Below are 17,423 nucleotides of genomic sequence, written 5' to 3' on the forward strand. Positions count from 1 at the left end.
AATGCGATTGCGCCGCCGGTACTGGCGGGTGCGCGCGCTTCGCCGCCGACGTCAGCTTTCGGTCGTCAGCGACCGGACACACGTCATCCGGCCTGATGCGATTCTGTCGTTCACGACGGTTCGCAACGAACGTCTGCGGCTTGCGTATTTTCTGGAGTATTATCGCAAACTGGGCGTCGACCACTTTCTGTTCGTCGACAACGGAAGCGACGACGGGACGCGCGAATATCTGACCGAACAGACGGATGTCTCGGTCTGGTCGACATCCCATAGTTATGCAAAGTCCGCGTTCGGGGTCGACTGGCTGAACTGGCTGCAACGGCAATATGCGCATCGCCATTGGTCACTGACGGTCGATGTGGATGAATTTCTGGTTTACCCGTTCTGCGACACCCGTCCCCTGCGCGCGTTGACCGATTGGCTCGATGCCAGCTCGATACGCAGTTTCGGGGCTATGCTGCTGGATATGTATCCCAAGGGGCCGATTGGCGGACAGACGTATTCCGATGGACAAAATCCCTTCGAAATCGCCACCTGGTTCGACAGCGGCAACTACATGTTCGAGCGTAATTCGACTTATGAGAACCTCTGGATTCAGGGCGGCGTCCGCGCGCGCGCCTTCTTTGCCACGACACCGAAAACGGCCCCGGCGCTCAACAAGGTGCCGCTGGTTAAATGGCACAAGGATTTCGTCTATGTCAGCTCCACCCACGCACTTTTGCCGCGCGGCTTGAACCTGACATACGATGCGAGTGGCGGCGAAAAGACGACGGGTGTGTTGCTGCATGCCAAGTTCATAAGCCTGTTCGTCGAGCGCGCCGCCGAGGAAGCCAAACGGTCGGAACATTATCGCCGTGGCGACGAATACAGGGCCTATTCCGATGGCCTGGATGTATCGGCGGACCTCTGGTGCAAGTGGTCCGAACGCTATGTGAATTGGCGCCAGCTCGAGATTCTCGGGCTGATTTCCAAGGGAAACTGGGCATGACGCTGGGGTTCGTTCTCCTGGTGCACACCGCGTTCGATCGTGCCGAACAGGTCGCGCGCTATTTTGCGGCGAACGATTGCCCGGTCATCATCCATGTCGACGGCAAGGTCAAACCGCGCACGTTCAAGGATTTCCGTGATCGGTTCCAGGGCGAACCGCTGGTCCGGTTTTCCCGGCGGACGCGGGTGGAATGGGGCACATGGTCTCTGGTGCGGGCCACCCAATTCGCGGCCGAGCGCCTGCTCGATAACTTTCCGGATGTGCGGCACGTCTTTCTGGCTTCAGGGTCCTGTCTGCCACTGCGGCCTGTGGCACAACTGAAGGATTATCTGGCAGCCCACCCTGAAACCGATTTCATCGAATCGGTGACGACGCATCAGGTTACATGGACAGTCGATGGGCTGGAGACGGAGCGGTTCACCCTGCGCTTTCCATTTTCGTGGCGAAAGAACCGGCGTGCCTTCGACACCTACGTCCGGCTTCAGCGGCGGTTCGGGTTGCGGCGGCACATCCCCGACGGCATCTCGCCGCATTTGGGCAGCCAGTGGTGGTGTCTGACCCGTCGCACGCTGGAGTCGATTCTCAATGCCCCGGACCGACCCGCTGTCGATAGCTATTTCTCCAAGGTCTGGATTCCTGATGAAAGCTATTTTCAGTCTCTCTCGCGGCGATATTCCGCTGATATCGAAAGCCATTCGCTGACGTTGTCGAAATTCGACGTCCAGGGAAAACCACATGTCTTCTACGACGATCATCAGCCGTTACTGGAGCGGTCGGACTGTTTTGTGGCACGCAAGATCTGGCCCCATGCGGAACGGTTGTATTCCACCTTCCTCGACGATGAGCGGCCGATCAAACGCCATGCGGATCCGAATCCCGGAAAGATCGATCGGGTGTTCTCCAAGGCAAACGAACGGCGGGGCCGCGGTCGTCCGGGGCTGTACAGTCAGGCGCGCTTTCCCGAACCGGGTTTCGAGAACGGCCTGAGCTGTGCTCGCTACAATGTATTCTCGGGGTTCGAACAGGTTTTCCACCAGTTCGAACCCTGGCTCGCCCGTGGGGTGGGGGGGCGCGTCCACGGCCACCTGTATCATCCGGACCAGGTTGAATTTGCCGGCGGAGAAACCGTTATGAACGGTTGCCTGTCTGACAGTCCCGCCTTGCGCGACTATAGGCCCGAACAGTTTTTGACGAACCTTCTGTGGTCCACGCGCGGTGAGCGACAGTCATTCTTCTATGGTCCGGGCGACACCCCCCAGATCGGATCGTTTCTGGCTCGCGATCCGAATGCGACGCTGGCCATCATCTCGGGAGCCTGGGTGGTTCCGCTGCATACATCGAACATGGACTTCGATGAAATCAAGGCCGAGGCCGCACGATTGCAGCGAGCTGAAATAATGTTTCTGCGGACCCTGAGGGCGACAGGCGTAGCAGCGCGCGTGCATCTTTGGACTCTGGCTGAATTCGTGGAACAGCCAATCGAAAAGCTGCAGAATATTCTTGATGAAATCACCGGCCCCGGCCCCCGCCGCCTGACCGATCTGCCCCAGATGCGCGACATCTCCGGTCTGCCTGACTTCCTGTTACAACTTCGGAACGGGGGCATAAAACCGCAGGTTGTGGGCGACTTCGGGTCCCTGCCGACCCGGATCAATCGTGCCGCGCAGGAAAGATCGCAAAATGTCCGCTAGGTTCGACGCATTCGTCATGTTTGCCGAGATGCGGACAGGGTCAAATCACCTGGAAGAATCGCTGAACACCTTGTCCGATGTGACGAGCCACGGGGAGGTCTTCAACCCATCGTTCATCGGAACACACAACGGACTCGAGCTTTTCGGGATCGACATGGCCGCCCGCGAACGCGACCCGCTGCCCCTGCTCGACAGGATTGTCGACCAGCCGGGCCTGACCGGCTTGCGATTTTTCCACGATCACGACCCCCGTGTCCTTGATCGTCTGCTTGACGATCCGAGAATCGGCAAGGTCGTGCTGACGCGTAATCCTCTGGACAGCTATGTCTCGCTGGCGATTGCGTCACAAACAGGCCAATGGCGTCTGACCAACCCGAAGATGGCAAAGTCCGCCAAGGCGACATTCGTCGCGTCGGATTTCGATGCCCTGATCGTACGCCAGCGACAGTTCCGCGATCGGATCCAGCGGCACTTGCAGCTATCGGGGCAGGGAGCGTTCTGGATTGGTTATGACGATATCGGCGATCTCGACGTTCTGAACGGATTGGCCGCGTTTCTGGGGTCGGGTGATCGACTGACCGAGGTGCCGGGCAAGCTGAAGCGACAGAATCCGGGTGAAGTCGAGGACAAGCTGGAGAATCCCGATCAGATGCGCGCGCATCTGGCGACGCTGGACCCGTTCCTGCTGTCGCGATCCGTCAATGCCGAACCTGTGCGCGGCCCTGCCATTCCGACGCTCATGGCGGCGGCGGACAGTCCGTTGCTGGCCCTGCCTCTGCCCGGGGGACCGGGCGATGCGGTCCGGGACTGGCTGACGGCGCTGGATGGTGTGGCCCCGACCGAGGGGATGACGCAGAAGCAATTGCGCCCATGGATGCGCAAGACCAAGAATTTCGTCAGCTTCGCAGTGGTCCGGCATCCGCTCGCCCGTGCCCATGATGCGTTTCGCACCCTGTTAAGCGCCAAGGGACCGCAGGCGAACAATCTGCGCCGGATATTGACCAATAAGCATGCGGTTGATCTGGACGGGTCCGGATCAGATGCGTTTCTGGGGTTTCTGAAGTTTTTGAAGGCCAATCTAAACGGCCAGTCCTCGCTTCCGGTCGCCCGGGAATGGGCCAGTCAATCGGCGCTGCTGGCCGGTCAGGCGCAAACCGTTCTGGCACAACGTATCATCCGCGAAGGCGAGGCGCAGGGGGAGCTGGACCGTCTGGCCGAACTTGCCGAGAAGCCGTCGCCGGTTTTTGCCCTGCCGGACCGGGATCTGCTGACGGACATTTCAACAGAAGAGATCGAGGATGCCTGCGTCGATGCTTATCGTCGCGATTTCCTCGCATTCGGTTTCAAGCGCTGGAAGAATGCCTAGGCGGCGGCGACCGACGCCTGCGCTTCCGTCAAAACGGTATAGAGAATCGCAGGATCGCCATTCGCCCGCAGCTTGGCGCAGACCGACGCCTCCCGGAGGGTCCGGGATACCAGTGCCAGAGCCTTGAGGTGCGCGACACCCGCCCCTTCGGGCGCGAACAGCGAAAAGATCAGATCGACCGGCTTACGATCCGTTGCGTCGAAATCGAGCGGAGTTTCCAGCCGCACGAAAACGCCGTGGACCTGATCGAGCCCCTCCAGCCGTGCGTGGGGCAGGGCGACACCGCCGCCCACACCCGTTGTGCCGAGCGCCTCGCGTTCCTGAAGGGCGCTGAAGGCGGAGTTGTAGTCTACCCCGTGCAAATCCTGCACAATCTCTGCCAGATCGCAGAACAGCCGCTTTTTGCTGGACGCTTTCGGCAATACCTTAACAGCCCCAGGGGCCAGGATTTCGCTTAACTGCATTGCTCATCCTCGTTCGGCCACTTCGGACCAATTCAGGTGCTGGTTGCGGGGTCTATCCATCCGACGTTTCCGTCTTCACGTTTATAGACCACGTTAACGCCACCGCCCTTTTCATTCTTGAACACCAGCACGGGCGCGCCGGTCAATTCCATCTGCATGACCGCCTCTCCAACCGAGAGAGACGGGATTTTTGTCTGCATTTCGGCCACGATCACGGGGGCCAGCGAGTCGGGCTCATCCTCGGACCCTTCGGCGGCGAGGATATAGGAGGACGCTCCCGAAAGTTCAACCGGACGGGACCGGTCCTGATGGTGGTTCTTGAGACGCCGTTTATAACGGCGCAACTGTTTGTCCATCTTCTCGCCGCAGGCGTCGAAGGCGGCATAGATTTCGGTTGCCTTGGCCTTGGCCTGCGCGGTCAGGCCAGTCGACAGATGGACAGTCGATTCGCATATGAATTCGTGCGCGGACTTGGAGAACACCACTATGGCATCGGTCGGTCGCTGCGCATACTTGTCGATCACCGAGCCGAGTTCGGTCTGCACGTGAGTCTGCAAAGCTTCGCCAATGTCGATCTGCTTTCCGGTGATCTGATAGCGCATGATGGCTCCTGTATTGAGTACCGAAGCCACTCGTCCCGTCGACCTTGTCCTGACGGGTCCGCTGCCGTGCCGCAATCTGCGACCGGGGTCTGCACAGGCGTTTCAGCCAGGGGAACAGGTGCAGCGAGAGGGGCTCCATTCGTCGATTGGGCGCTTTTAATCGGGGGTCTGTCAATCTTGAAACGCATGGCAATCGACCCAATAGCATCTTATCGCGAGAATCCCTCGCCCAGATAGACGCGACGCACATTGTCGTTTTGGACGACTTCGTCCGGGCTGCCGGACATCAGAACGCCGCCATCGTGCAGAATATAGGCCCGGTCGACGATTTCCAGCGTTTCCCGGACGTTATGGTCGGTGATCAGCACTCCGATGCCGCGCGATTTCAGTTCGACCACCAGGGCGCGGATGTCACCCACAGCAATCGGATCGACACCCGCGAACGGCTCGTCAAGCAGCAGATAACGGGGATTCGCCGCGAGGCAGCGCGCGATTTCGACCCGACGGCGTTCTCCGCCGGACAGCGCCATCGCCGAGGCCCGGCGAAGGTGTTCGATATGAAATTCGCCCAGCAACTCCTCCAGCCGTTCGCGACGACGGTGAGGTTTGCGTTCGGCGATCTGAAGGATGGCCATGATGTTCTGTTCGACCGTCAGTCCGCGAAAGATCGACATTTCCTGCGGCAAATAGCCGATCCCGGCCTGGGCGCGGCGATACATCGGCAGATAGGTCACATCCGCGCCGTCCAGTGCGACGCGCCCGCCATCCGGCGTCACCAGGCCCGCGATACAATAGAAAGTTGTCGTCTTGCCCGACCCGTTCGGCCCCAGCAGGGCGACGACTTCGCCACGCGCCAGTTCCATCGACACATCGCGGATCACCGGGCGCTTGCGATAGGATTTCCGCAGGTTTCGGATCGACAACCCGCCGTCGCCGGGGGTCACGGACAGCACCGGTTCGATCTGGGTCATATCGCCGGTCACGGTTGCAGCGTGGTTCGCACGCGTCCCGTCACCGTGCCTGCGCCCGAGTTCAGGTTGATCGCCACGCGATCGCCCGCCAGTGTGCCAGCGGCCTGAGTCACAACGACATCGCCGGTCATCAGAATGTCCGACGTGCCAAGGGTATAGACCGCCGTCTGTCCTTCGGCGGCATCCTGACCGGCAACGATCAGAACATCGCCCTCGGCGTTCAGACGCTCGATCGTGCGGTTGCCGTTCGTGGTGGCATAATCGACCGTCACCAGGTTCGCCGACAGCCGCAGGTCGCCCTGCGCGATTACGACATTGCCAGTCAGGGTGGCGCGTCCGGAGGCCTGGTCGACCTCAAGATTGTCTGCCGTGACCTCTACAGGGGCGGACCGGTCGAAATCGCCCTGCCCGAATCCGATCGCTGCCGATTGCGCGGCGGCGGGCAGAGCGGGGAACAGCGCAAGAAGGAGCGGAAGGATCAGGCGCAAGAACATGAGATATCCAATTCAGGTTGGAGGTCTGTATAACAGGTCGACACCGTTCGTGAACACCAGCCGTGCGGTGCCGTCCGCACGTTCCGAAATCTCCATGCTTCCGGCGCGCAGATCGCCCAGTGGACCGGTGCCTGTGATCTTGCCAGGCGATGTGATGGACAGGTCCGCCAGCGACCCCTCCAATCGATCGGTCATCAGGGCGTAGCCGGTCGAGGTTTCGATCCGCACGTCGCCTGTCAGGATCAGGTTACGCTTTCCGGTGTCGATATCGCCCTCGTTGGAGATCACGATGGCCTGACCGCCCAGATCGTCGCGCAGAATCAGGCGCAGGGCTTCGGCGGTCATGTGGCGGGGATCGGCGACATCGGGCCGGGCAAGCAGCGCCGAAAGATCGAAAGCGGTGCTGCCGCTCGATACGCCGGTGAAGCGTGGCATCGTCAGTTGCTGTTCGCGGGCGCGCATCGAGACATCCACGTCGGCGAAAGGAATGGCATCGTCGGGGTTCACCCTGCGCGCCACCAGGAAAAGCGTCGACAACAGCATCAACGCCAATACCGGCAGGAGAAGCGTCGCCAACCGGATAATCCGGCTGCGAACGGGATTCAGGGTGTCACGCATGATCATGGATGTGATGTAGTGCTGTCGCGCCGTATTAGGAATGGGCGAAGATATCCGTCTCGGGATAACCGATCAGGTCAAGCTTCGCACGGGTCGGCAGGAAATCGAAACAAGCCTGCGCGATCTCGGTCCGGCCCTCGCGGGAAAGGCGGTCGTCCAGTGCGGCCTTGAGGCGATGCAGATACAGCACGTCTGACGCGGCATAAGCCATCTGCGCCTCGGTCAGATCCTCCGCCCCCCAGTCCGACGTCTGCTGCATCTTGGAGATATCCTCCTGCAACAGCTCCTGCAGCAGAGCTTTCAAGCCGTGCCGGTCGGTATAGGTGCGGACCAGACGCGATGCGATCTTGGAGCACCAGACCGGCTGCGCCAGCGCGCCGAACGCATGGTACATCGCCGCGATGTCGAAGCGGCCATAGTGAAACAGTTTCAGCACGTCCGGGTCGTTCACCAACCGGGACAGGTTGGGAGCCGCCGTCTGGCCATTGGCAATCTGCACCAGATGCGCTGTTCCGTCACCGGACGACAACTGCACCAGGCAAAGCCGGTCACGATGCGGATTCAGGCCCATGGTTTCGCAGTCGATGGCGACTGACGACCCAAGGTGCATCCCATCGGGCAGATCGTTCTTGTGCAGGGTGATCGTCATGGCATGCGTCCTTCGTCCAGAAACCGGCAGTCTGAAAACACGAACGCCCGGCGGCCCTGGAAGGAGGCGCGCCGGGCGTTTCATGTTCGGTAGACCGTGGTGCCCAGAAGAGGACTCGAACCTCCACTCCCTTGCGAGAACTGGCACCTGAAGCCAGCGCGTCTACCAATTCCGCCATCTGGGCGTCCACGGTGCGGGGTGGGTATATCCGGCTTCAGGTGGTGTCAATCGCCTGCACCGGGAAATTTGGTCGCGACCATTGCCACCCTTGCCCGGACCCGCGCCGGGCGGTATCCGATGCGGCAACACGAAAGGCGCGTCCCATGCAGAAGCTCGTCACAATATTCGGCGGTTCCGGTTTCGTCGGTCGCTATATCGCCCGTCGCCTGGCCAAGCAGGGCTGGCGCGTCCGCGTCGCCATGCGTCGTCCGAACGAAGCGCATTTCGTGCGCATGTACGGGGCCGTCGGTCAGGTGGTGCCGGTTTTCGCCAATATCCGCGATGATGCCTCGGTTGCCGCAGCGTTGTCGGGTGCCGATGCTGTGGTGAACTGCGTCGGCATCCTGTCAGAGTCCGGCAAGAACGGCTTCGATGCGGTGCAGGCCGAAGGGGCGACCCGCATCGCACGTCTTGCCGCTGCGGAAGGTATCGACCGTATGGTCCACGTCAGCGCCATCGGGGCCGACGCGGGCAGCGACAGCGATTATGCCCGCTCCAAGGCCAAGGGAGAGTCGGGTGTGACGCAACATATGCCCGACGCCGTAATTCTGCGCCCTTCGCTGATATTCGGGCCGGAGGACAACTTTTTCAATCGCTTCGCCGGAATGGCGCGTCTGGCTCCTGTCCTGCCCGTCGTCGGCCCTAACACGAAATTTCAGCCGGTTTTCGTCGACGACGTTGCCGCCGCCGCTGCGCTTGCTGTCGAGGGCAGGGCACAGGCAGGTATCTACGAACTGGGCGGCCCGGACGTCGATACCTTCCGCGAACTGATGCAAACCATGCTGCATGTGATCAGACGCCGCGCCCTTTTGCTGACCGTGCCGTTCTTCGTCGCGCGGATCATGGCGTGGGTCCTCGATATGGGTCAGACGATCACCGGGGGACTTTTGCACAATGGCACCCTGACCCGCGATCAGGTCCGCAACCTGGCGAATGATAACATTGTTACCGGCGAGTATCCGGGTTTCGACGCGCTGGGCATCGCACCCACCTCGATGGAGGCGATTCTGCCCGGTTACCTGTGGCGGTTCCGGCCGTCGGGGCAGTATTCAGATATCAAGGACAGCGCCCGGAACATGAAGACCTGACGGACGGCCAAACGGCCCTATGTTCCGGTTCTGCATGTTGGCGTGCCAGACATATCACGCGATCTGACTGAAGCGCGCGCAAGTCACAAAGCCTCATCGAAGTTTTACGATGTTGGGTGGGCGGGTCGGTGCCGGTTTTACCTGCGAGCCCTAGCCATAGGCCCAGATCAGCAGGGTCGTTCCCAGAATCAGGCGATAGATCACATAGGGTGTAAAGCTGACCGAGCGTAGCAGCCGCATCATCAATGACAGCGCAGTCAAAGCGGCGATGAAAGCCATGACCGCTCCGATCGCAGCATCCCGCAACAAGGCTCCGTCGGCCTGCCCGATCACGTCGATCGACAACAATGCACCAGAGGCAAGGATGGTCGGGATCGACATCAGCATCGAAATTCGGGCCGCATCTTCACGTGCATAGCCCAGGGCCCGTGCGCCGGTGATGGCGATGCCGGACCGCGAGGTTCCGGGGATCAGCGCGATGGCCTGCCAAAATCCGAAGATCAGTGCATGCTTCAAGGTCCAGTCGGCAATGGTGCGGGTCTCGCCCCCGCGCCGGTCGAACCACCAGAGCAGCAGACCGAATCCGATTGTCGCCCAGCCGATGACCACGACGGATCGCATGGCATCCGCTGCACCCGTGACCTTGAGGACAAGGCCGATAATGACCACAGGAACCGTGGCGATGGCCAGGCCGGCCGCCAGGCGTTCGTCGGGTCCCCAGCGCCGCCGGAACAGACCGATGGTGCCGGCAAGGGCGCGGGCGACGTCAGCGCGAAAGTACAGGACGACAGCACCCAGGGTGCCGACATGGAGCGCCACATCAAGGGCTACGCCCTGATCCTGAATGTTCAATACGGCAGGCACCAGAATCAGGTGGGCCGAGGAGGAGATGGGCAGGAACTCGGTAACGCCCTGAACCAGCGCCAGAAGGATAAGATGCCAGATGGCCATGCTCGACTCACTTTGTTTTCCCGCACACTGTCGAAGCGGGTAGGCGAAGGAAAGAGGTCTGGTAGGACCGCTTCGGTCCTTTAATGGCGCATTATTTTCGCCTGACAGGTAGATTTCGCAAATAAATCGGAATATAGGTCAACATTGCTGACTTTATATTCCGTAGCGCCTCGGATATTGGGGCTTGAATTTCTCCAGGAGGGACCGATGGCTGTCAGTAAGATGCTTCAGTTCGTGACCGTCGATCGCAAGACGCCCGAGAAGCGCGAAGCCGATGCGCGTCGGCACGATTTTGGCGAAATCTATCGTGAATTTGCCGCCGAACGGGCCGCCGAGCAAGCGGGCCGGTGCAGCCAGTGCGGCGTGCCTTACTGCCAGACCCATTGCCCCCTGCACAACAACATCCCCGACTGGCTGCGCCTGGTCGCTGAAGGACGGTTGCAGGAAGCCTATGAAATCAGTCAGGCGACAAATACCTTTCCGGAAATCTGCGGTCGTATCTGTCCGCAGGACCGGCTTTGCGAAGGCAATTGCGTGATCGAGCAATCCGGCCACGGCACTGTCACCATCGGCGCGGTCGAGAAATACATTACCGATACGGCCTTCGAAATGGGCTGGGTTCCGTCGATCAAGCCGCGCACCGAACGCAAGGAATCGGTTGGAATTATCGGCGGCGGGCCGGGTGGTCTGGCGGCGGCGGACGTGCTGCGCCGGGCGGGTGTGCAGGTGACAGTGTACGATCGCCATGACCGCGCGGGCGGCTTGATGATGTATGGCATCCCCGGCTTCAAGCTTGAGAAGGACGTGGTTCAGCGCCGCAACGATCAGCTTGCCGAGGGCGGCGTGAAGTTTGTGCTGAATACCGCGGTCGGGCGCGACATTACCTTCGACGCCATCCGTGAAAAGCATGATGCGGTGATCATCGCCACCGGGGTCTACAAATCCCGCGAACTGGGCGGTGATAACCATGATGCACAGGGGATTGTGCGCGCCATCGACTATCTGACCGCCTCCAACCGCAAGAGCTTCGGCGATGACGTGCCCGAGTTCGACAGCGGCGAGTTGTCGGCCGAGGGCAAGCGCGTCGTCGTGATCGGCGGCGGCGATACGGCGATGGATTGTGTTCGCACCGCCATCCGGCAGGGGGCCAGGTCGGTCAAGTGTCTGTACCGCCGCGACAGGGCCAATATGCCGGGGTCTCAGCGCGAAGTCGCCAACGCCGAGGAAGAGGGCGTCGATTTCGTCTGGCTGACCGCGCCCACGGGCTTTGAGGCAGGCGCGGGCGATGCCATGGCGGGCGGCGTGGCCGTCGATATGAAAGGTATCGAGCTGGAGGGCGAGGACGTGGCAACGATGCACCGCATCGTCAGCGGCGTCACCGTCCAGCGCATGCGCTTGGGCGAGGCGGATGCGACGGGTCGCCAGGCGCCGGAACTGATCGAAGATGCAGACTACGTCGAGGACGCCGATCTGGTCATCAAGGCGCTGGGTTTCGAGCCCGAAGATCTGCCGACGCTGTGGGATCATCCGGAGCTGGAAGTCACGCGCTGGGGCACTGTCCGGGCCGATTTCCGCACCCACGCGACGCCGCTGGACGGCATCTACGCAGTGGGTGACATCGTACGCGGCGCGTCTCTGGTGGTCTGGGCAATCCGCGACGGACGCGAGGCGGCTGACGCGATTTTGGCGAAATTCTCGGCTTCTGTCGTGCCGGAGATCGCTGCCGAATAACCGGCGCACCCCCCTGTGCACCCCCCGTGCACCCCCTGTACATACACAGGGTGTAATTCGGAAAAGAGAAACGTCAGCCTGGCTGACCCTTTGCGAGGTCTTCACATTTCATGTCATCGACCATCGATACCGTGCTTCAGGACGAGGAGCTGATCTTGCGCTGGCTGCCCGGCAGCACGCGGCGGATGGTCGTCGTCTTCACCGGCCTCAAGGCGGGTTTCGGTGGCGCGCCGCTGGACGAGTTTGCCGGATCGGCCTCGGACAAGGGAAAGAACAACGTGCTGTTCGTGACCGACCGGCGCGCAACCTGGTTCGCGGCGCCCGGTCTGTGGCGGCGCATCGTCAAGCTGATCCGGTATCTGCGAAAGTCCGAGAGGATCGATGAAATCGTGACGCTGGGCAATTCGATGGGCGGCTTTGGCGCGCTGCTGCTGCCGCGTGATGTCCGGGTGCGGCGCGCCATCGCCTTTTCGCCGCAACTGACGATGGATCGCACGCTGATGGATGACACGCGCTGGCCGGATATCAAGGATAAGTTCGGCGATCTGCCCGTCGACAATGTGGGCGGGACCTTCGCCGACACAAAGACGCAGTATTACCTGACGGCGGGAGGTGGGTGCCGCGAGGACGTCGCGCATCTGGATTTCGCGCCCGAGATGAACCGCGTCCATCGCTTCGTTCTGCCGAAGGGACGGCATAACATCGCTGGCGCGCTGAAGGATGCGGGTCTGCTGAGTGATGTGATCGGCGCAATCATCCGGGGCCGCAAGACTCGCGTAGAGAGGCTGTATGCCGAATATGCGGAGGGCGTGGCGTGACGGATATTTCGGTATACCGCCGGTCGGGCAACCTGTCGGGTCGCTGCCTGTTCTTTGCGGAAGCCGATGACTTCCCGCTGATCTCGGAAATCTATATCGACCGCGCGCCCGGTTATGCCCGGCTGGCGGGCGATCACCCCAAAAAAACACGCGCCGAATACGAGGCGCGATCCCTCTTCGTCGAAGGAGATGATCCATGACCCATTATTTTTCCGATTGGGAACGCGATGAGCTGAAGCGCCGTCAGGCGATGGGCGAAATCAGTCTCTATCACGAGGAATCCGAGCATGCGTCCTGTGGCGTCGGTCTTGTTGTCAACGTCAATGGCAAGCGGTCGCGCAAAGTGGTCGAGTCGGGGATCAACGCGCTGAAGGCGATCTGGCACCGGGGCGCGGTCGATGCCGACGGCAAGACCGGCGACGGCGCGGGCATTCACGTGCAGATCCCGGTCGAGTTCTTCAAGGACCAGATCCGGCGCACCGGACACGAGCCGCACGAGGGGCTGCGGATCGCGGTGGGCCAGATCTTCCTGCCGCGCGACAATTTCACCGCGCAGGAAATCTGTCGGACGATCGTGGAAACCGAAGTCCTGCGGATGGGATACTATATTTACGGTTGGCGCCATGTGCCCGTGAACATCGAGGTTCTGGGCGAAAAAGCCAACGCGACGCGCCCCGAGATCGAACAGATTCTGATCTCCAACGTGAAGGGAGTGGACGAGGACACTTTCGAGCGCGAGCTGTATGTCATCCGCCGCCGGATCGAGAAGGCTGCGATTGCCGCCCAGATCAACGGGCTGTATCTGGCGTCGCTGTCGTGCCGGGGCGTGATCTACAAGGGCATGATGCTGGCCGAGCAGGTGGCGGAGTTCTACCCCGACCTGAAGGATGCGCGGTTCGAGAGCGCCTTCGCAATCTATCACCAGCGGTATTCGACGAACACCTTCCCGCAGTGGTGGCTGGCGCAACCGTTCCGGATGCTGGCCCACAACGGCGAGATCAACACGCTGAAGGGCAACGTCAACTGGATGAAAAGCCACGAGATCCGAATGGCCTCGGGCGCATTCGGAGAGATGGCCGAGGACATCAAGCCGATCATTCCGCAAGGCGCGAGCGATTCCGCGGCGCTGGATTCGGTGTTCGAAGTGATGGTGCGGGCCGGGCGGTCGGCGCCGATGGCAAAGACGATGCTGGTGCCTGAATCCTGGTCGCAATCGGCTGTGGAACTGCCTGATACCTGGCGCGACATGTATTCCTACTGCAATGCGGTGATGGAACCATGGGACGGGCCTGCCGCACTGGCGATGACCGACGGGCGCTGGGTCTGTGCCGGGCTGGACCGGAACGGGTTACGGCCGATGCGGTATACGTTGACGGGCGACGGCCTGCTGATCGCCGGGTCCGAGGCGGGGATGGTGCCGGTCGACGAATCCACCGTGGTCGAGAAGGGGGCGCTGGGGCCGGGCCAGATGATCGCCGTCGACATGGAAACGGGCGAGCTGTTTCACGACGCGGAGCTGAAGGACAAGCTGGCAGCCGACCGTCCGTTCGGGGACTGGGTCGAGCGGATCACCAACCTGGGTGAGATGACGCGCAACGTGTCTGAAGTGGCGCTTCACGAGGGGGCCGCGCTGCGTTCGCGCCAGGTTGCGGCGGGATATTCCATCGAGGAGTTGGAGCAGATTCTGGCGCCGATGGCCGAGGACGGAAAAGAAGCATTGGCGTCGATGGGGGATGACACGCCCAGCGCCGTTCTGTCGGAAAAATACCGTCCGCTGAGCCATTTCTTCCGGCAGTCGTTCAGCCAGGTCACGAACCCGCCCATCGATTCCCTGCGCGAATTCCGGGTGATGAGCCTGAAGACGCGGTTCGGGAACCTGAAGAACGTGCTGGACGAGGATTCGTCGCAGACCGAGATTCTGGAATTGCCGTCACCCTTCGTCGGCAACGCCCAGTTTCAGGCCATGTTCGAACATTTCGAGGATTCGGCCATAACGCTTGACTGCACTTTTCCGACCGGCGGAACGGCCGGAGCGTTGCGAACCAACCTCGACCGGATCCGGGCCGAGGCCGAAGACGCCGTGCGTTCCGGTGCGGGGCATATCGTGCTGACCGACCGGATGCAGGACGAGGACAAGGTTGCGATGCCGATGATCCTTGCGACGTCGGCCGTGCATTCCTGGCTGACACGCAAGGGTCTGCGGACCTTCTGTTCGATCAATGTGCGGTCTGCCGAATGTATCGACCCGCATTACTTCGCGGTGCTGATCGGATGCGGCGCGACAACCGTGAACCCCTATCTGGCGCAGGACAGCCTGGCCGACCGGATCGGCAAGGGTTTGCTGGACTGCACGCTGGACCAGGCGGTGGACCGCTATCGCAGTGCCATCGACGCGGGTCTGCTCAAGATCATGGCCAAGATGGGGATTTCGGTGGTCTCCTCGTATCGCGGCGGCCTCAACTTCGAGGCGGTCGGTCTGAGCCGGGCGATGGTTGCCGAGTTCTTCCCCGGCATTCTGTCGCGGATTTCCGGCATCGGCACCAACGGCATTCAGCGCAAGGCCGAGGCGATCCATGCCACGGGCTGGCAGGCGACGTCGAACATCCTGCCGATTGGCGGGTTCTACAAGGCGCGGCGGTCGGGCGAAAAGCACGCATGGGAAGCGCAGACGATGCATATGTTGCAGGCCGCCTGCGATCGCGGATCGTATGAATTGTGGAAGCAGTTCAGCCACGCGATGCAGTCGAACCCGCCGATCCATCTGCGCGATCTGCTGGCGATCAAATCCATGGCCAAGCCGATTCCGATCGAGGAGGTCGAAAGCATCACCTCGATCCGCAAACGGTTCGTGACGCCCGGCATGTCTCTGGGCGCGCTGTCGCCCGAGGCTCACAAGCTGCTGAATGTCGCGATGAACCGGATCGGCGCGAAGTCGGATTCCGGCGAGGGCGGCGAGGACCCGGCGCATTTCGTGCCGGAGCCGAATGGCGACAACCCCTCGGCCAAGATCAAGCAGGTCGCTTCAGGTCGTTTCGGTGTCACCGCCGAATACCTGAACCATTGCGAGGAACTGGAGATCAAGGTCGCACAAGGCGCCAAGCCGGGTGAGGGCGGGCAGTTGCCGGGCATGAAGGTCACGGACCTGATCGCGCGGCTGCGGCATTCGACCAAGGGCGTGACGCTGATTTCACCGCCGCCGCACCACGACATCTATAGCATCGAGGATCTGGCGCAGCTGATCTACGACCTCAAGCAGATCAACCCGCGCTGCAAGGTGACGGTAAAGCTGGTGGCGTCATCCGGGGTCGGAACGATTGCGGCGGGCGTGGCCAAGGCCAAGGCCGATGTGATCCTGATTTCGGGACATAATGGCGGTACCGGGGCCAGCCCGGCGACGTCGATCAAATACGCGGGCCTGCCGTGGGAAATGGGCCTGACCGAAGCGCATCAGGTTCTGGCGATGAACAAGTTGCGCGAACGGGTGACCCTGCGCACGGATGGCGGCCTGCGGACCGGGCGCGATATTGTCATGGCCGCCATGATGGGAGCCGAGGAATACGGCATCGGGACAGCGGCTCTGATCTCGATGGGTTGCATCATGGTGCGGCAGTGCCAGTCGAATACCTGCCCCGTCGGCGTCTGCACGCAGAACCCCGAATTGCGCGCCAAGTTCACCGGCACGGCGGACAAGGTGGTCAACCTGATCACCTTCTACGCGCAGGAAGTGCGGGAAATTCTGGCCGAGATCGGGGCCAGGTCGATAGATGACATCATCGGGCGCGCCGATCTGCTGACCCAGGTGTCGCGGGGGTCGGCGCATCTGGATGACCTCGATCTTAACCCGCTGCTGATCACCGTCGATGGCGCGGATCGGATCAGGTATGACCGCAACAAGCCCCGCAATGCCGTGTTGGATACGCTGGACGCGCAGATCGTGAAGGATGCCGAACGCTTCCTGAACGACGGTGAGAAGATGCAGCTGCAATACGCGGTGCAGAACACGCACCGTACCGTAGGCACGCGGATTTCCAGTCATGTCGTCTCGAAGTTCGGGATGCGCAATTCGCTGCAACCGGATCACCTGACGGTGAAATTGCAGGGCTCTGCCGGGCAATCGCTGGGCGCGTTTCTGGCCCCCGGTCTGAAGCTGGAAGTGTCGGGGGATGCCAACGATTACGTCGGCAAGGGGTTGTCCGGGGGCACGATCGTGGTGCGGCCCGCAATGTCCAGCCCTTTGAAAGCGGACGAGAATACGATCATCGGCAACACGGTCCTGTATGGTGCGACCGATGGCTATCTGTTCGCGGCTGGTCGGGCCGGGGAACGCTTTGCGGTCCGCAATTCGGGCGCATCGGTGGTGATCGAGGGCTGCGGGTCCAACGGCTGCGAATACATGACCGGCGGAGTTGCCGTGATTCTGGGGACGATCGGCGCGAATTTCGGCGCCGGCATGACCGGGGGGATGGCGTATCTGTACGACCCTGCGGGCGCGGCCCCGACGCTGATGAACATGGAAACGCTGGTTACCTGCCCTGTGACCGTAGACCATTGGGACGCGCAGTTGCGTGCCTTGGTGGAGCGGCACGCAAGGGAAACCGGCTCCAAGAAGGCGCAGCGCATCCTGTCGGATTGGGAAAATGAGCGCGGTAACTTCCTGCAGATCTGCCCGAAGGAGATGCTGATCCATCTGAAGGCCCCGCTGAGCGAGGAGGCGGGCGCGATTCCGGCGGAATAGTCCCTTGTTTGTGACTGTATTGCCCCGCCTGACCAGGA

At 61.5% G+C, this 17,423-nt stretch carries 15 protein-coding genes and 1 tRNA gene; 8 read left to right on the plus strand and 8 right to left on the minus strand.

Annotated elements, in window-relative coordinates; all coding sequences use genetic code 11:
- Position 1: 1 nt before the first annotated feature.
- Genes AC13C2_RS16065 through AC13C2_RS16075 form a run of 3 tightly spaced genes read left to right on the plus strand, consistent with a single transcriptional unit; the run spans position 2 to position 4,045 of the window.
- Entirely contained in the window at positions 2 to 988 is a 987-nt protein-coding gene (locus AC13C2_RS16065) for a glycosyltransferase family 2 protein (protein WP_482887426.1), read from the plus strand.
- Positions 985 to 2,679 carry a DUF5927 domain-containing protein gene (locus AC13C2_RS16070; RefSeq protein ID WP_482887427.1) on the plus strand — a complete coding sequence of 565 codons (1,695 nt, stop codon included), beginning with the start codon at positions 985 to 987 and terminating at the stop codon, positions 2,677 to 2,679. Before AC13C2_RS16065 ends, AC13C2_RS16070 begins: the two co-directional genes overlap by 4 nt.
- A complete protein-coding gene (locus AC13C2_RS16075; protein WP_482887428.1) occupies positions 2,669 to 4,045 on the plus strand; it encodes a nodulation protein NodH in 1,377 nt (458 codons plus the stop codon). The genes AC13C2_RS16070 and AC13C2_RS16075 overlap by 11 nt, the downstream gene beginning before the upstream one ends.
- On the opposite strand, the gene AC13C2_RS16080 is transcribed toward AC13C2_RS16075, so the two are convergent.
- From AC13C2_RS16080 to AC13C2_RS16110, 7 genes are all read right to left on the minus strand, one after another.
- A complete protein-coding gene (locus AC13C2_RS16080; RefSeq protein WP_092759434.1) occupies positions 4,042 to 4,509 on the minus strand; it encodes a PTS sugar transporter subunit IIA in 468 nt (155 codons plus the stop codon). The genes AC13C2_RS16075 and AC13C2_RS16080 overlap by 4 nt on opposite strands.
- 32 nt (positions 4,510 to 4,541) lie before the next feature.
- Positions 4,542 to 5,111: a ribosome hibernation-promoting factor, HPF/YfiA family gene (hpf, locus tag AC13C2_RS16085; RefSeq protein ID WP_339643500.1), complete on the minus strand. Its 570-nt coding sequence runs from the start codon at positions 5,109 to 5,111 to the stop codon at positions 4,542 to 4,544.
- 209 nt (positions 5,112 to 5,320) lie between these two features.
- Positions 5,321 to 6,082 carry an LPS export ABC transporter ATP-binding protein gene (gene lptB / locus AC13C2_RS16090; RefSeq protein ID WP_092761097.1) on the minus strand — a complete coding sequence of 254 codons (762 nt, stop codon included), beginning with the start codon at positions 6,080 to 6,082 and terminating at the stop codon, positions 5,321 to 5,323.
- A gap of 8 nt (positions 6,083 to 6,090) precedes the next feature.
- Positions 6,091 to 6,576: a lipopolysaccharide transport periplasmic protein LptA gene (lptA, locus tag AC13C2_RS16095; protein ID WP_092759430.1), complete on the minus strand. Its 486-nt coding sequence runs from the start codon at positions 6,574 to 6,576 to the stop codon at positions 6,091 to 6,093.
- A gap of 12 nt (positions 6,577 to 6,588) precedes the next feature.
- Positions 6,589 to 7,194, minus strand: coding sequence for a hypothetical protein (locus AC13C2_RS16100; RefSeq protein ID WP_482887429.1), 606 nt, complete (start codon positions 7,192 to 7,194; stop codon positions 6,589 to 6,591).
- A 34-nt stretch (positions 7,195 to 7,228) separates the two neighbouring features.
- Complete coding sequence (locus AC13C2_RS16105) at positions 7,229 to 7,843, minus strand: ribonuclease D (RefSeq protein WP_482887430.1); 615 nt, start codon at positions 7,841 to 7,843, stop codon at positions 7,229 to 7,231.
- Positions 7,844 to 7,940: 97 nt separating this feature from the next.
- Positions 7,941 to 8,027 (minus strand) — tRNA-Leu (locus AC13C2_RS16110).
- A gap of 139 nt (positions 8,028 to 8,166) precedes the next feature.
- Here AC13C2_RS16110 and AC13C2_RS16115 point away from each other — a divergent pair.
- Positions 8,167 to 9,150: a complex I NDUFA9 subunit family protein gene (locus AC13C2_RS16115; protein ID WP_482887431.1), complete on the plus strand. Its 984-nt coding sequence runs from the start codon at positions 8,167 to 8,169 to the stop codon at positions 9,148 to 9,150.
- Between the two features lie 150 nt (positions 9,151 to 9,300).
- On the opposite strand, the gene AC13C2_RS16120 is transcribed toward AC13C2_RS16115, so the two are convergent.
- A complete protein-coding gene (locus tag AC13C2_RS16120; RefSeq protein WP_092759422.1) occupies positions 9,301 to 10,101 on the minus strand; it encodes an undecaprenyl-diphosphate phosphatase in 801 nt (266 codons plus the stop codon).
- A gap of 207 nt (positions 10,102 to 10,308) precedes the next feature.
- On the opposite strand from AC13C2_RS16120, the gene AC13C2_RS16125 reads away from it, so the two are divergent.
- The 4 genes from AC13C2_RS16125 to gltB all read left to right on the plus strand — a co-directional run bounded on the left by AC13C2_RS16125 (position 10,309) and on the right by gltB (position 17,385).
- Positions 10,309 to 11,832: an NAD(P)-dependent oxidoreductase gene (locus tag AC13C2_RS16125; protein WP_482887432.1), complete on the plus strand. Its 1,524-nt coding sequence runs from the start codon at positions 10,309 to 10,311 to the stop codon at positions 11,830 to 11,832.
- 110 nt (positions 11,833 to 11,942) lie between these two features.
- Positions 11,943 to 12,650: a hypothetical protein gene (locus tag AC13C2_RS16130; protein WP_092759418.1), complete on the plus strand. Its 708-nt coding sequence runs from the start codon at positions 11,943 to 11,945 to the stop codon at positions 12,648 to 12,650.
- Entirely contained in the window at positions 12,647 to 12,850 is a 204-nt protein-coding gene (locus AC13C2_RS16135) for a hypothetical protein (RefSeq protein WP_092759416.1), read from the plus strand. The genes AC13C2_RS16130 and AC13C2_RS16135 overlap by 4 nt, the downstream gene beginning before the upstream one ends.
- Positions 12,847 to 17,385: a glutamate synthase large subunit gene (gltB, locus tag AC13C2_RS16140; RefSeq protein ID WP_482887433.1), complete on the plus strand. Its 4,539-nt coding sequence runs from the start codon at positions 12,847 to 12,849 to the stop codon at positions 17,383 to 17,385. The genes AC13C2_RS16135 and gltB overlap by 4 nt, the downstream gene beginning before the upstream one ends.
- The last annotated feature ends 38 nt before the right edge of the window (positions 17,386 to 17,423 follow it).

The organism is Jannaschia sp. L-14R, assembly GCF_056857695.1.